This is a genomic window from Nitratireductor lacus (assembly GCF_056431025.1).
Genome location: NZ_JBWKMB010000022.1, coordinates 52,974 through 66,828 on the forward strand (window position 1 = coordinate 52,974; position 13,855 = coordinate 66,828).

General features: G+C 61.9%; 15 protein-coding genes. 12 read left to right on the forward strand and 3 right to left on the reverse strand.

Going from position 1 to position 13,855, the window contains the following annotated elements; translation table 11 throughout:
- Positions 1-87 precede the first annotated feature (87 nt).
- From fmdA to AC07E3_RS17540, 12 genes are all read left to right on the forward strand, one after another.
- Positions 88-1,314 carry a formamidase gene (fmdA, locus tag AC07E3_RS17485; RefSeq protein WP_223019540.1) on the forward strand — a complete coding sequence of 409 codons (1,227 nt, stop codon included), beginning with the start codon at positions 88-90 and terminating at the stop codon, positions 1,312-1,314.
- An 85-nt stretch (positions 1,315-1,399) separates the two neighbouring features.
- The gene (locus AC07E3_RS17490; RefSeq protein ID WP_336072014.1) at positions 1,400-1,912 is read left to right on the forward strand and encodes an AmiS/UreI family transporter; all 513 of its coding nucleotides are present in this window, start codon (positions 1,400-1,402) and stop codon (positions 1,910-1,912) included.
- Between the two features lie 62 nt (positions 1,913-1,974).
- Positions 1,975-2,280 (forward strand): FmdB family zinc ribbon protein, encoded by a 306-nt coding sequence (locus AC07E3_RS17495; RefSeq protein ID WP_336072015.1) that lies wholly within the window; start codon positions 1,975-1,977, stop codon positions 2,278-2,280.
- A 249-nt stretch (positions 2,281-2,529) separates the two neighbouring features.
- On the forward strand, positions 2,530-2,742 hold the full coding sequence (locus AC07E3_RS17500) for a hypothetical protein (RefSeq protein ID WP_478363646.1): 213 nt from the start codon (positions 2,530-2,532) through the stop codon (positions 2,740-2,742).
- A 3-nt stretch (positions 2,743-2,745) separates the two neighbouring features.
- Entirely contained in the window at positions 2,746-3,945 is a 1,200-nt protein-coding gene (locus AC07E3_RS17505; RefSeq protein ID WP_478363648.1) for a phosphopentomutase, read from the forward strand.
- A gap of 113 nt (positions 3,946-4,058) precedes the next feature.
- A complete protein-coding gene (locus AC07E3_RS17510; protein ID WP_336072020.1) occupies positions 4,059-4,214 on the forward strand; it encodes a hypothetical protein in 156 nt (51 codons plus the stop codon).
- Positions 4,215-4,710: 496 nt separating this feature from the next.
- Positions 4,711-5,430 carry a FadR/GntR family transcriptional regulator gene (locus AC07E3_RS17515; protein ID WP_065817419.1) on the forward strand — a complete coding sequence of 240 codons (720 nt, stop codon included), beginning with the start codon at positions 4,711-4,713 and terminating at the stop codon, positions 5,428-5,430.
- Positions 5,427-6,599 carry a PLP-dependent transferase gene (locus AC07E3_RS17520; RefSeq protein WP_478363651.1) on the forward strand — a complete coding sequence of 391 codons (1,173 nt, stop codon included), beginning with the start codon at positions 5,427-5,429 and terminating at the stop codon, positions 6,597-6,599. The genes AC07E3_RS17515 and AC07E3_RS17520 overlap by 4 nt, the downstream gene beginning before the upstream one ends.
- 85 nt (positions 6,600-6,684) lie before the next feature.
- Positions 6,685-7,944, forward strand: a complete 1,260-nt coding sequence (locus AC07E3_RS17525; protein ID WP_336072025.1) for an ABC transporter substrate-binding protein — start codon at positions 6,685-6,687, stop codon at positions 7,942-7,944.
- 117 nt (positions 7,945-8,061) lie between these two features.
- Complete coding sequence (locus tag AC07E3_RS17530) at positions 8,062-8,997, forward strand: carbohydrate ABC transporter permease (RefSeq protein ID WP_336072026.1); 936 nt, start codon at positions 8,062-8,064, stop codon at positions 8,995-8,997.
- Positions 8,998-9,001: 4 nt separating this feature from the next.
- Entirely contained in the window at positions 9,002-9,835 is an 834-nt protein-coding gene (locus AC07E3_RS17535) for a carbohydrate ABC transporter permease (protein WP_336072028.1), read from the forward strand.
- 12 nt (positions 9,836-9,847) lie between these two features.
- Entirely contained in the window at positions 9,848-10,924 is a 1,077-nt protein-coding gene (locus AC07E3_RS17540; protein ID WP_336072030.1) for an ABC transporter ATP-binding protein, read from the forward strand.
- Positions 10,925-11,050: 126 nt separating this feature from the next.
- On the opposite strand, the gene AC07E3_RS17545 is transcribed toward AC07E3_RS17540, so the two are convergent.
- The 3 genes from AC07E3_RS17545 to AC07E3_RS17555 all read right to left on the reverse strand — a co-directional run.
- Entirely contained in the window at positions 11,051-11,686 is a 636-nt protein-coding gene (locus tag AC07E3_RS17545) for an FMN-binding negative transcriptional regulator (RefSeq protein WP_478363655.1), read from the reverse strand.
- On the reverse strand, positions 11,683-13,461 hold the full coding sequence (locus AC07E3_RS17550) for a dipeptide ABC transporter ATP-binding protein (RefSeq protein WP_478363657.1): 1,779 nt from the start codon (positions 13,459-13,461) through the stop codon (positions 11,683-11,685). Before AC07E3_RS17550 ends, AC07E3_RS17545 begins: the two co-directional genes overlap by 4 nt.
- A 1-nt stretch (position 13,462) precedes the next feature.
- Positions 13,463-13,855, reverse strand: a 393-nt coding sequence (locus AC07E3_RS17555; protein ID WP_478363659.1) for an ABC transporter permease, incomplete at its 5' end; no start/stop codon positions are given.

A 13,855-nucleotide genomic window follows, 5' to 3' on the forward strand; every position in this document is an offset into this window, starting at 1 on the left:
GTCCGGTCGCATCTTGCGGGCGGGCGCAAAAATGACGGGGGGCTCGACACTGGAACCTCCGACTGGCCGTTCAAGAGGAGGAGACCTATGCCTAAAACAGTGTTTTCAGTCGATCTCAACAAGGCACCCGAGGATCAGGCGATCAAGACGCACAATCGCTGGCATCCCGACATTCCGATGGTTGAGACCTTCAAGCGCGGTGAAGTGTTCCGCGTCGAGTGCTACGACTGGACCGGTGGTCAGATCGGCAACAATGACAGCGCCAACGACGTGCGCGATGTCGACCTGACCCGCGTTCACTATCTGAGCGGTCCATTCGGTTTCGAGGGCGCAGAGCCAGGAGATCTGCTGGTCGTCGACATTCTCGATATCGGCGCAATGCCTGAATCCGAATGGGGCTTCAACGGCCTGTTCGCCAAGGAAAATGGCGGCGGCTTCCTGACGGAGCACTATCCGAACGCAACCAAGTCGTGCTGGGACTTCCAGGGCATCTACACGACCTCGCGCCACATTCCGGGCGTGCGCTATCCGGGCATCATTCACCCGGGCCTGATCGGCTGTCTGCCCGATCATGCGCTTCTGGCCGAAGCGAACCGCCGTGAGGAAGAGCTGGTTTCGACCGATCCGAACCGGGTGCCGCCGCTCGCAGCACTGCCTTATTCCGACACGGCGCTCATGGGCCAGATGTCGGGTGATGCAGCGCGCAAGGCGGCTGCCGAAGCATGGCGCACCGTGCCGCCGCGCGAACATGGCGGCAATTGCGACATCAAGAACCTGTCGCGCGGCTCGAAGGTCTATTTCCCTGTCTATGTGAAGGGTGGCGGTCTCTCGATGGGCGACATCCACTTCTCGCAGGGCGATGGCGAAATCACCTTCTGCGGCGCCATCGAAATGGCCGGCTGGATCGACATCAGCGTCGATGTCATCAAGGGCGGCATGGCGAAATACGGTGTCGTCAACCCGATCTTCAAGCCGAGCCCGATCGATCCGCATTTCGACGATTACCTGATCTTCGAAGGCATCTCGGTCGATGAGCACACGGGCGAACAGTATTATCTGGACGCGCATGTGGCCTATCGCCGGGCCTGTCTCAACGCGATCGAGTATCTGAAGAAGTTCGGTTACACGGGCGAGCAGGCCTACAGTATCCTCGGCACAGCGCCGGTGGAGGGCCGAATAGCCGGCATCGTGGACATACCGAATGTGTGCGCCACGCTCGCCATTCCGACAGCGATCTTCGATTTCGACATCAATCCAAATTCGACCGGGCCGACCAAACAGGTCTCCGGCGTGGATGTCGCGCGAACAAGCTGACGCCTGAACGGGCATATTCAATGAAACAAACGGGACAGCCGGGGTGGGACCCGGCTGAACCCGCCTTTCGGGAGGAAGAGCTGCCATGCTGCTCGGGTTTGCCTTGCTTTACGTCGGCGCCGTCCTGTTTCTCAACGGGCTGTGGCTGATGGGAAAGATCGACGACAGGGAGATTGTCGTCATCAATGTCGTGTCCGGCTTCGTCACGCTCTGCGTCGCGCTGGCTTCGGCATTCGGCGCTGCGGCGGATGCTGCGTCGATCAAGTCTGCGGCGCTGACGCTGCTGTTCACCACCACCTATCTCTGGGTCGCCTACAACCGCGTGGTCGCGGTCGATGGCCGCGGGCTCGGCTGGTTCAGCCTGTTCGTGGCGATCACCGTCGTGCCCATCGCGATTGAAGGGCTAGCCGGCGCGCAGACCTTCACCGACACCTGGCTCGGCCTCAACTGGGCCATCTGGGCGGTGCTCTGGTTCATGTATTTCCTGCTGCTTGCCTTGAAGCGTCCGATCCTGCAGGCCACTGCGGTCGTCACGCTCCTCACGGGCATCGTCACCGGCTGGCTGCCGGGGTTCCTGCTGCTTCAGGGAATGCTCTGAGCTTTTTCGTGCGGCGGCGTCAGGCCGCCGCACCATGCGAGACAGAATTTTCGGAGACCAACATGCCGCTTTACAATTACGTTTGCGAAGATTGCGGACCTTTCGACGAGTGGACGTCCATGGCCGATGCAGGCAATGCATGCGCCTGCCCGAGCTGCCAGACGCCGAGCAACCGCGACGTGGCCGCACCGAGCCTCAGCCTGATGAACGGCACACTCCGGCGCGCGCTGGCGCGCTCGGAAAAGAGCGGCAGTGAGCCGCGCGTGGTCAAGAAGGAGCATCTGGCCGGCTGCGGCTGCTCGCTGTGCAATATCGGCAAAAAGGGCCCGCCTTCTCCGCGCAAGAAGTGGATGATCGGCCACTGCTGATCCAGGCACACGGCCTCGCGAGGCAGGCGGATGCGGGGTCGTCTCCTGTATCCGCCAGCCTGAGAGTCGCTGTCCAAAAGGGCACGGCGCATTGCCCATTCCGGCGATGTGCTGTCCCTCGAACGCGCACCGAAAGCGATAGTGTCCGGAGGTGCTTGGGTGAGCCGCGCAAAACCCATGCGGCCTGCTCTCGATCTACATTGGAGGCGATGGCGCCGGGCTGGGATCGCAGCTCCTGCCGGTGCGACAGTGGCGACCACGCTTGCCATGACAGCCGCCTTGATCGGCGGGCTGATGGGCGCCAATGAGGGCGTGGGCTATCTCCTTTCCTCTGGACAGGAGAACGCCGACACGGCCACAGTGATCGGCATGGTGCTGCTCCTCTTGCTCATGGGCTGGAGCTTTTATGAACTGATTGAAGCGTTGCGGCGTCGCATGGACGCGCACTTCGCGGAAGGGTAGCGGATGACTGTGAACGGTCGTGTCTTCCTGTGCGTTCTGGATTCGGTGGGCATAGGCGGCGCACCGGATGCCGAACGGTTCGGCGATGCCGGTTCCAACACGGTTCTGCACATCGCCGAAGCCTGCGCCGCAGGCCGGGCTGAGGAAGGACGTTCCGGCCCGCTTCATCTGCCCAGTCTTTCCGCGCTTGGCCTTGGGGCCGCGCTCGAACTGGCCTGCGGCCAGTCTGCGCCGGGGCTTTCCGAGCCCGAGGCCGATGCTTCGTGGGCAGCACTTCAGGAAGAAAGTGCGGGCAAGGACACCCAGACCGGACACTGGGAACTGGCGGGCCTGCCGCTCGCCCGGGACTGGCACTATTTCCCGCACGAAGTTCCAGCCTTTCCGGAAGAGGCGATGGCGCGCCTTCGTGAGGCGGGCGGGCTGGAGCGCACGCTCTTCAATGCGCATGGCTCGGGTTCGGACGTGCTGGAGCGTTTTGGGGCGGAGCACGTGAAGACCGGCGCGCCGATCGTCTACACCTCGGCGGACAGCGTGGTGCAGATCGCCGCGCATGAGGAGACATTTGGTCTCGAACGGCTTCTGCAACTCTGTGAGGCAGCGGCCGAAATCTTCCATCCCATGAATGTCGGGCGCATCATCGCCCGGCCTTTCGTGGGGGATGCGGAAAGCGGCTTTACCCGCACCGCCAACCGGCGCGATTTCGCCATCGCACCACCCGGAGAAACAATCTGCGACCGTGTGGTGGCCGCCGGCCGCACCGTGCATGCCGTGGGCAAGATCGGCGACATCTTTGCCGGCAAGGGCATTTCCCGCGTGCTGAAGGGGCCGAGCGACGATGCGCTGTTCGACCGGCTTCTGGAGACCGTCGAGAACGCAGCCGATGGCGATCTCGTCTTTGCCAATTTCGTCGAGTTCGACAGCCATTACGGTCATCGCCGCGATGTGGCGGGATATGCGCGGGCGCTGGAGTGGTTTGATCGCCGCCTGGCCGGGCTTCTGCCAAAACTGCGCCCCCGCGATCTGCTCATGCTGACCGCCGATCACGGCAACGACCCGACCTGGACAGGCACGGACCACACGCGCGAGCGGGTTCCGCTGCTTCTCGCCGGCAATCCGAGGCCGTGGCGGGGGAGCGCCGGTGTTCTGCCGTTCAGGCAGGTGGCGCAACTCGTGGCAGACCACCTGCTGAAGGGTGAGGCCTGACGTTTGGGCCGAAGTGAAGGAGCACTTCGGCAACGCGACATTTATCCGGGCAGACATTTCTTAGAAGAAGTGCATCCGACACAGGCGGAAACCGCAGTTCGGAGGAGAAGCAGGTGGAAGGTATTCGTTTCGAGAACACCCGGTTCGATCCAGATTTGATAGCGTTTCATGGCATCGCTCAGCAGATGGCCCGGTCTGTGGGAGACACTGTGGATTTGAGCATCGAGAAAAAGCTCGCGCAGGTGCAGGTTCCGGTTCTGGATGTTTGACGCTTTTGGACAGGCTGACATCCGGAGCGTGCCAAGCCGGGATTAGGGTCCTGACCCTAAGACAGCCGCGTCCAGTTCGGGGTTGGCTCTCTGCGCCCGTCAGGGAGAACGGCCAGGCGTTCTTTCCGACGCGTAGCAGGAACTGCTGTGGTTCCTGCTCGGCCGGCCCCGCGACGTCGCCTCGACACCGGAAAAAATATGCACAACTTCCCACCCACGCACTTATAAACCCGCTCGCCGGCTGGCAGGAGAGCGGACCCGAGGCGACCTGTAAAGCTCTCGCCGTGATCTCCCAGATATTCTAGAAATCCTTTTCTTTCAATTGGTTGCGATATCTGGATCGCGTCAGAATTTCTGGCTGTGATCTTGTCTGGCGCCTCCGCCATCGTGTGCGGAATTTGCGCGCGGCTCCGACGAACCCGTGAAGGGAGCGGACGAGAACGGATTTACAATCGTGATCCTATTGCTATGATGTCAGACCAATTTGGATGGTGACATGGCAGGCATCAGAGACACCTCGATCATAACAGCATTGCCGGCGCAGGACCGGGTCCGCCAGGTCACCGATGCGGTTGCCGCCTATATCGAGCGGGCCGAACTGAAGGTCGGAGACCGTCTCCCGGCGGAGCGGGAGCTCATGTCTGCGCTGGGGGTCGGGCGGTCGACGATCCGCGAGGTCATCAGGCGCTTCGAGGCGCTCGGCGTGATCGAGACACGGCGGGGAAGCGGGAGCTATCTCCTGAAGCCGGTGGCGGCCGGCACCGTTCACATGCCGCTTTCTCTGAACACCGCGCGCCAGCGCGACGCCCTGTTGCAGACGCTCGAAGTGCGACGCGGCATCGAGGCCGAGGCCAGCGTGGTGGCCGCACGCCGGCGCACCGCAGCCGATCTCGCCAATATCGAGGAAAAGCTCGACGAGATGGAGCGCGTGCATCTGGCAGAAGGCACGTCCGGGCCGGAAGATCTGGCGTTTCACCTTGCCATCTACGATGCGACCCATAACCCGCTCTTCCGCCAGCTTCTGGAACAGATGCGCGAGGCCTTCGAGCGGTTCTGGGATCACCCGTTCGACCGCGAGGATTTCGCACGGCGCTCGTTTCCATTCCACCGCGAGCTGTTCGACGCGATTGTCGACCAGGACACCGCCATGGCGCGCGAGAAAACACTACGGATCCTCGAAGTGGTCGAGGAAGATATCAGGGAAATGTCCAGATGAGCGCCAGTTTGCACCCCGATGACATGGCTTCGCTGATCGTCGCGCATGACGAGGCGAATGCCTTCGATGCCGTCGTGCCTCCCATCGTGCAAACCTCGCTCTTCACCTTCTCCAGCTATGACGAGATGCTCCAGACCTATCGCGGCGAGAAGGTGCGACCTGTTTATACCCGTGGGCTCAATCCGACCGTTCGCATGTTCGAGGAGATGCTGGCGAAGCTCGAGGGTGGCGAGGACGCCATCGGGTTTGCAAGCGGCATGGCGGCCATCTCCTCCACGGTTTTGAGCTTCGTGAAGCCAGGCGACCGCATCGTTGCCGTGCGCCATCTCTATCCCGATACGTTTCGGCTGTTCGGCACGCTGCTTGAACGCATGCGCGTCGAGGTGACCTATGTGGACGGTCGTGACGAGACGGCGGTGGCGAAGGCCCTGCCGGGCGCGCGCCTTTTCTATATGGAAAGCCCGACAAGCTGGGTCATGGAAACGCATGATGTGAAAGCGCTCGCGGCGCTGGCCAGGGCGCAGGGCGTGGTGAGCGTGATCGACAACAGCTGGTCGAGCCCCGTTTTCCAGCAGCCGCTCACTCTGGGCGTGGACCTCGTGGTTCACTCCGCCTCCAAATATCTGGGCGGACACAGCGATGTGGTGGCGGGTGTGGTTGCCGGCTCCAGAGCGATGATCGAGCGCATTCGCGGTGAAACCTATGCCTATCTCGGTGGAAAGCTTTCGCCATTCGATGCGTGGCTGCTCATCCGCGGCATGCGCACGCTCCCGACGCGCATGCGGGCGCACGAGGAAGCAGGGCTGGAGATCGCGCGGCGGCTTGCGGCAAGCCCGGTCGTGAAGACCGTGTGCCACCCGGGACTGGCCAATGCGCTGCCGCCGGGTCTGAAGGGAACATCGGGGCTGTTTTCCTTCACCTTCCGCGAAGGGATCGACATCCGTGCTTTCGCCGACGGGCTTCGGCTCTTCAAGCTCGGCGTGAGCTGGGGGGGGCATGAGAGCCTTGTGGTGCCGGCGGAGATTGTCCTGCAGCAGAAGGCACAGCCCAATTCGGCAAGAGCGTTTGGCATCGATCCGCGATCGGTGCGGCTGCATGTGGGCCTTGAGGGAACCGAGGCTCTTTGGCGCGATCTGGAAGGAGCGATCAACGCGGCTTCCGGATCATGAAGCAGAGTGGGGCATCGGCCGAATGTGGAGGCATCGGCCGTGTGCTCAATGGGAGAGAGCAATGAAACAAGAAAAGGGGAATCCGATGAAAAAGTTACTGCTGGCGGCCAGTTTCGCCACACTGATGACGGGAACCGCCCTGGCCGACACGACGCTGAAGCTGGTGGAGGTCATCACCAGTCCGGCGCGCACCGAGACGCTGAAATCCATTGTCGGCAAGTTCGAAGAGGCCAATCCGGGCACGAAGGTCGAAATCATATCGCTGCCATGGGGCGAGGCGTTCCAGAAGTTCGCCACCATGGTTTCGGCGGGTGAAATTCCCGACGTGATGGAGATGCCCGACACCTGGCTCTCGCTTTACGCCAACAACGGCATGCTGGAAAGCCTCGAGCCCTATCTGGAAAACTGGGAGCACACGGAGAGCCTGTCTTCGCGGGCGCTCGAACTCGGCCGCGATATCGACGACACGGCATATATGCTGCCCTACGGCTTTTATCTGCGGGCCATGTTCTACAACAAGAAGCTGCTCGAAGAGGCAGGTGTTGCCGAACCGCCGAAGACCATGGCCGAGTTCCGTACGGCTTCGGAAAAGATTTCTGAACTGCCGGGCAAATATGGGTATTGCCTGCGCGGTGGTTCAGGCGGTCTGAACGGCTGGATGATGTTCGGGGCGATCATGGCCGGCTCGGATGTTTTCTTCAACGAAGATGGCACATCCACCGCCAACAGCGAGGGCTGGGTCGACGGGTTCACCTGGCTGATCGACATCTACAAGGACGGTCTTGCGCCCAAGGACAGCGTCAACTGGGGCTTTAACGAGATCGTCGCCGGCTTCTACTCCGGCACCTGCGCTTTCCTTGACCAGGACCCGGATGCGCTCATCGCGATCTCGGAGCGCATGAGCGCGGACGATTTCGGCGTGACGACCATGCCGAAGGGACCATCTGGCAAGACCTTTCCGACCATCGGCTATGCCGGCTGGTCGATGATGGCGGCGAGTGAGAACAAGGACCTCGCCTGGAAACTCATCTCCGCGCTGGAAGGGCCGGAAGGCAACAATGAGTGGAACAAGCGCACCGGCGCGCTTCCCGTGCACACTTCGGCGGAGAAGGACCCCTTCTATGCGAGTGCGCAGTTCAAGGGCTGGTTCGAGCAGCTGGAAGACCCGGATGCGATTCCGATCTCCATGCCGACCTATCTTGAAGAATTCGCCTTCTTCAAGGATTCGCTGGCGATCAAGACCACTCAGGAAGCGTTGCTCGGCGATATCACGCCGGAACAGCTCGCCGACCAGTGGGCGGACTATCTGACCAAGGCGCAGCAGAAGTTTCTCGCCAAGCAATAGCTCCTGCGGTGGACCTGCGGCCGGGGATGAATTCTCCCCATTCCCGGTCGTCTTCACCGGCACCCTCGCGCCCCGGCGCGAGGGTGTGACCGCGACCCGTTCAGCCGGAACCTGCCGATGACCGACACCAGTTCGACGGATATGAGAATTCAGCCGAAGCGCCCCCTCCTGCAGCGGCTTGCGGGCGCCTGCGAGCCCTATCTCTACAGCGCCCCGTCGCTTGTTTTGATCGCCACTGTGATGCTGGTGCCGCTGGCGCTGGGCCTATCCTATGCGTTTCGCGACGTACAGATTCTCAACCCGTTTTCAGGCGGCTTCATCGGTCTCGATCATTTCCGCGCGCTTTCGCAGGATCAGGCGTTCTACCGTGCCCTGCGCAACACGCTGTGGTGGACCGGCGCGTCGGTCTTTCTGCAGTTCTTTTTCGGCCTGATCCTGGCGCTGCTTCTGGACAAGCCGTTTCGTGGCCGGGGTATCGCGCAGGCGCTGGTGTTCCTGCCCTGGGCGGTGCCCACCTTCCTGACCGGCCTCAACTGGGCCTGGCTCTTCAATCCCGTGATCGGGCCGCTGCCGCACTGGCTCTTTGCGCTCGGGCTTCTGGATGAGCCGGGCAACATTCTCTCCAATCCGCAGCTGGCCATGTGGGGGCCCATCGTCGCCAACGTCTGGTGGGGCATCCCGTTTTTTGCGATTACGCTGCTTGCTGCGCTTCAGGCAATTCCGCGCGACCTTTATGAAGCAGCGGCCATTGACGGGGCGGGGCCTTTCCAGCGTTTCCGCTCGATCACGCTGCCTTTCCTCGCGCCGACGATTGCCATCACCGTGCTTCTGAGGACGGTCTGGATATCCAATTTCGCCGATCTGATCATTGTCATGACCAATGGCGGACCGGCCGACCGCACGCAGATCGTGGCGAGCTACATCTTCACACAGGCCTTCAAGCGCCTCGACTTCGGCTATGCCTCGGCGATCTCGATGGTGCTTCTGGTGCTGCTGCTCGTCTATTCGATGCTGATCGTGCTGCTGCGGCAGACCATGTTGAACAAGGACTGACGGCATGACGGCAAAATCCATGGTTCTCACCATCGCGCACCGGCTTGCCATTCTGGCCTATATCGTCTTTGCGCTCTTTCCGCTGTTCTGGCTCCTGAAAGTGTCGCTGACGCCCAACGACCTTCTCTATTCGGAAGGCGTGCGCATGTGGCCCTCCCGGGTCAGCTTCGATCATTTCCGCTTCGTCGTCGCGCACAGTGATTTCCCGATCTTCTTCCGCAACAGCCTGATCGTGGCCGGCTCCACCGCAATCGTGGTGACGATCCTCGCCTCGCTTTCCGGCTATGCGCTCTCGCGCTTCGCCTTCAGGGCAAAATACTGGATCGTCGCCCTGATGCTGCTCACACAGATGTTTCCGCTGGTGATGCTCGTGGCACCGATCTTCAAGATGCTCTCGCCGCTGGGTCTGACCAACAGTCTGACCGGACTGGTGATCGTCTATTCGGCCTTCAACGTGCCCTTTGCCACCTTTCTCATGCAGTCCTTTTTCGACGGGATCCCGAAAGATCTGGAGGAGGCTGCCAAGATCGACGGGGCAACACAGTTCACGGCATTCCGGCAGATCATTCTGCCGCTGACACTGCCGGGCATCGCTGCGACCATCGGCTTCGTCTTCACCGCCGCCTGGAGCGAGCTTCTGTTCGCGCTGATGCTGATCTCCGGCAATGATGCGGCGACGTTCCCTGTCGGGCTTCTTTCGTTCGTGTCGAAGTTCTCGGTCGATTTCGGGCAGATGATGGCCGCGGGCGTGCTGGCGCTCATCCCGGCCTGCGTCTTCTTCTTCCTCATCCAGCGGTATCTGGTGCAGGGGCTCACCGCCGGCGCGGTCAAAGGTTGAAAAGGAAACGTCATGGCTTCCATCGACATTCAGGATATCCGCAAGTCCTATGGCGCCGTGCAGGTTCTGCATGGCGTCGACCTGAACATCAGCGATGGTGAGTTCATCGTTCTCGTTGGACCTTCGGGATGCGGAAAATCCACGCTGCTGCGCATGATTGCCGGGCTGGAGGAGGTCACCGGCGGCGATATCGCGATCGCGGGCAAGCGGGTCAACGACCTGGCGCCCAAGGATCGCGACATTGCCATGGTGTTCCAGTCCTATGCGCTCTATCCGCACATGAGCGTGGCGGAAAACATGAGCTATAGCCTACGGCTACGCAAAACGCCGCGCGAGCGCATCCAGTCTGCCGTGTCGGCAGCGGCGTCGAAACTGGGGCTCGACCCGCTGCTGGAGCGGCGGCCCAAAGCGCTTTCGGGCGGTCAGCGTCAGCGTGTCGCCATGGGACGGGCGATCGTTCGCCAGCCCAAGGCGTTTCTGTTCGACGAGCCCCTGTCCAATCTCGATGCGCGGCTGCGCGAACAGATGCGCGCGGAGATCAAGAAACTGCATGGCGACCTTGGCGCAACGTCCATCTATGTCACCCACGACCAGATCGAGGCCATGACGCTGGCCGACCGCATCGTCGCCATGCATGGCGGGGTGGTGCAGCAGGTGGGCAGCCCGCTCGACCTTTATGACCGGCCCGCAAACCTCTTCGTGGCCGGGTTCATCGGTTCGCCGGGGATGAATTTTCTATCCGCGCATTATGTTCCGGGCGAGAACGGAGCGTCGGTGCGCCTGGGGGATGGCACGCTGATCGCGCTCGCGCAGAAATATGCGCTTGCGGCCGATGAGCCGGTTACGGTGGGAATTCGCCCCGAGCACGTGGAACTTTCCGATGCAGACGGAACAGGGGTGGATGCCGGCGTGGAACTGATCGAGCCGACCGGTTTCGGCACGATCCTGCATCTCATGCATCATGGATTGCCATTCAAGGTATTCACTGTCGACCGCACGCATTTGAACGCGGGGCCGGCGGTAAAGGTCTCTTTTCCGCCCGGGCATCTTCATCTCTTTGACGGTGAAGGCGACAGGGTCACTTCATAGGCTGGCTACGGCCCACAGGCACGGAACAGGTGAAATATGACCGGGGATCCCCCCGGGCTCGGCGCATGCTGCACGAGTGGCAGAGAGAACCACGGCTTCACAATGAAGCCGGTGGCCATGAGGCCTTCAGACGGATTTGGACAGCAATCCAGCCAGAACGTCGCGCCCGATTTCCCGGCCACGCTCCAGTGCTCCGGCCACACCTTTGCGGTTCCTGACCGACCGTGTCTGCTCCATTTTTGAAATTCCGGTCAGCGCTTCAATGTGAACGCGGAAGCCCACGATTCTCGGCATCATGCGGGCGATGTCCGCTTCAGAAATCCTGTCGAGCCGCCAAGTGCCGCCGATGCGGCGCTCGGAGAGGCGAACGATATCTTCCATCAGAGCACGCATATCCGCACCGCCCACCGGCTCTATTTCCCCGCGCAGATGCACCGCCTGATAGATCCAGGTCGGCACGTCCTCGTCTTCCACATACCACTCCGGCGACACATAGGCTGACGGGCCGTTGAACACCGCCAGCATCGGCCCCGGTACCATGACGTCTTCGGCCTGCGGGTTGATCCGCGCGATATGGCCGATAACGGTGCTGCAATCGTCTGCGTCGCTTTCGAAGAAAAGCGGCGTTTGTGTTGCTTCCATCGTGCCACGGCGGGAGGTCATGATCGTTGCGAGCGGATAGGCCCGCACAAGGTCGCGTGTCTCCGCGTCACCCGCGCGATAGAGAGGCGGTACATAGGGTCGCTGGATTTTCCCTGTCATTGCCATTCCTTCTGGGCCACTGCACCGCGCAGTGCAACGTAATGGCCGGGGGCTGCTTCGGTGAGGTGATAAGGGGCCTCAGCGCCGGCCGCGTCGTAGTAGGGGAGCTTGTCCATAGTGGCATCGCAAACGCCGTCGCTTGATGCCAGCCGCACCCCGTCCTGCGCCCGTTCCAGCCGTGGTGAAGCCGACAGCAATTGCCGTGTGTAAGGATGGCGCGGCAGATCGAAGAGCGCACCGGTTTCGGCCTGTTCCATGATGCGCCCCTTGTTGAGCACGTAGAGGCGCGCGCAAAGCTGTTCGACGATATGGAGGTCGTGGCTGATGAAGAGGCAGGCGAAGCCGAACTCGCTCTGCAACTGTTTGAAGAGCGCCAGTATCTGCGCCTGGATCGTGACGTCGAGCGCCGAGACGGGTTCGTCCGCGATGACGAGGTCAGGCTTGCTGATAAGGGCCCGGGCGATGGCGACACGCTGGCGTTGGCCGCCCGAAAGCGCGTGCGGAAAGCGCTGCGCCATCTCACGCGGCAGCCCCACCGCCTCCAGCATCTCCTCGGCTTTTGCGCGTTTCGCCGTCTCGGACATGGCTTTGTCCTGCCGCAGGCCCTCGCGCACGATGCGCCCGATCCGCATGCGCGGATTGAGGGAGGAATAGGGGTCCTGAAACACGAAGCGGATGCGGCGGCGAAGCCGGCGCTCCAGCGCCGGCGGGCAGTCATCCATGTCCTGCCCGTCAAAGACAATCCGGCCCCCGGCCTTGGAGACCAGCTTGCCGACCGCGCGGCCTATGGTGCTTTTCCCGCTGCCGCTCTCGCCCACGAGCCCCACGAACTCGCCGGGTTGCACCGTCAGGGACACGTCGCGCACCGCATGGGTCGTCGTGTCTGCCATAAGGCCGAAGAAGCGCTTTTCCCGGAACTCCACCCGCAGCCCCTCGACGGCAAGCAGGGGAGGGCCTTCCTCACCTTTGACCGGACTGGGCTCCCCAAGCTGCGTGGCGGCAAGAAGTCTGCGGGTATAGTCGTGTTCAGGGCGCGCAAGCACGGATTGCGTGGTGCCCGCCTCAACGAGGATGCCCTTTTCCATGACCGCGATCCGGGCGGCATAGGCCGCCACGACCGCCAGATCGTGCGAGATCAGTATGACCGCCGTGCCATTGGCGCGGGCAACCTCGGCCATGATGTCGAGAACCTCCTTCTGCACGACGGCATCAAGCGCCGTGGTCGGCTCATCGGCGATCAGCAGCGCCGGTTTCAGCATCATCACCGAGGCGATCATGATCCGCTGCCGCATGCCGCCGGAGAACTCGTGCGGATAGCGCTTCAGAAGTCCCTCCGGGTTCCGCAGTTTCACCTGCCGCAGCATCTCCAGTGCGCGTTCGCGGATTTGCGCCTCGGTCAGGTCCGTATGCTCTCGCATCGCCTCATACATCTGCTCACCGATCCGCATGCTCGGATTGAGCGAGGAGAGGGGCTCCTGAAAAATCAGCCCGACCTTCCTGCCACGCATCAGCCGCAGCTCTTCCTGCGATCCGCAAGACGTCACCTCCTGGTTCTGGAACAGAATGCGCCCGCGGGTGACCGCTCCCCCGCCAGGCAAAAGCCCCATGATCGCCCGCCCGAGCATGCTCTTGCCGCTGCCGCTCTCGCCGACCAGCGCCATGATCTCTCCGGGAGCCATTTGAAAGCTTACGCCCTTGACCACCGGCCGCGCACCGAAGGAGATTTCCAGATCATCGACTGAAAGTACGGGCGTGTGTTCTGTGCTTCCTGTCATGTCAGATAACCTCCTTCGAGGTGGTGGACTTCGGATCCAGCTCGTCGCGCAGGGCGTCGCCGAGGAAATTCACGCCAAGGAGCGCAACCGAGATGCAGAGCCCAGGCAAAAGCCCCAGCATCGGGTAGCGCATCAGATGCGCCTTTGCTTCCGCGAGAATATTGCCCCAGCTTGGTTCGGGTGGCGGCACGCCAAGGCCAAGGAAACTCAGGGCGCTTTCGGCCAGCAGCACCCAGCCAAACATCATCGTGGTCAGCACGATGAGCGGTGCAATACAGTTGGGGAGCACATGCACCATGACGTGCCACCCGGATTTCGGACCGTTCTGAACTGGAATTTTCCAATTATGATCCCTGCCATGGGAGAAGGAGAATTCCATGAAGAAGTCGAAGTT

Bases quoted from the DNA above. Each gene is read 5' to 3' on its own strand.
- fmdA (WP_223019540.1), top strand. From the start codon at position 88: ATGCCTAAAACAGTGTTTTCAGTCGATCTCAACAAGGCACCCGAGGAT.
- AC07E3_RS17490 (WP_336072014.1), top strand. From the start codon at position 1,400: ATGCTGCTCGGGTTTGCCTTGCTTTACGTCGGCGCCGTCCTGTTTCTC.
- AC07E3_RS17495 (WP_336072015.1), top strand. From the start codon at position 1,975: ATGCCGCTTTACAATTACGTTTGCGAAGATTGCGGACCTTTCGACGAG.
- AC07E3_RS17505 (WP_478363648.1), top strand. From the start codon at position 2,746: ATGACTGTGAACGGTCGTGTCTTCCTGTGCGTTCTGGATTCGGTGGGC.
- AC07E3_RS17515 (WP_065817419.1), top strand. From the start codon at position 4,711: ATGGCAGGCATCAGAGACACCTCGATCATAACAGCATTGCCGGCGCAG.
- AC07E3_RS17520 (WP_478363651.1), top strand. From the start codon at position 5,427: ATGAGCGCCAGTTTGCACCCCGATGACATGGCTTCGCTGATCGTCGCG.
- AC07E3_RS17525 (WP_336072025.1), top strand. From the start codon at position 6,685: ATGAAAAAGTTACTGCTGGCGGCCAGTTTCGCCACACTGATGACGGGA.
- AC07E3_RS17530 (WP_336072026.1), top strand. From the start codon at position 8,062: ATGACCGACACCAGTTCGACGGATATGAGAATTCAGCCGAAGCGCCCC.
- AC07E3_RS17535 (WP_336072028.1), top strand. From the start codon at position 9,002: ATGACGGCAAAATCCATGGTTCTCACCATCGCGCACCGGCTTGCCATT.
- AC07E3_RS17540 (WP_336072030.1), top strand. From the start codon at position 9,848: ATGGCTTCCATCGACATTCAGGATATCCGCAAGTCCTATGGCGCCGTG.
- AC07E3_RS17545 (WP_478363655.1), bottom strand. From the start codon at position 11,686: ATGACAGGGAAAATCCAGCGACCCTATGTACCGCCTCTCTATCGCGCG.
- AC07E3_RS17550 (WP_478363657.1), bottom strand. From the start codon at position 13,461: ATGACAGGAAGCACAGAACACACGCCCGTACTTTCAGTCGATGATCTG.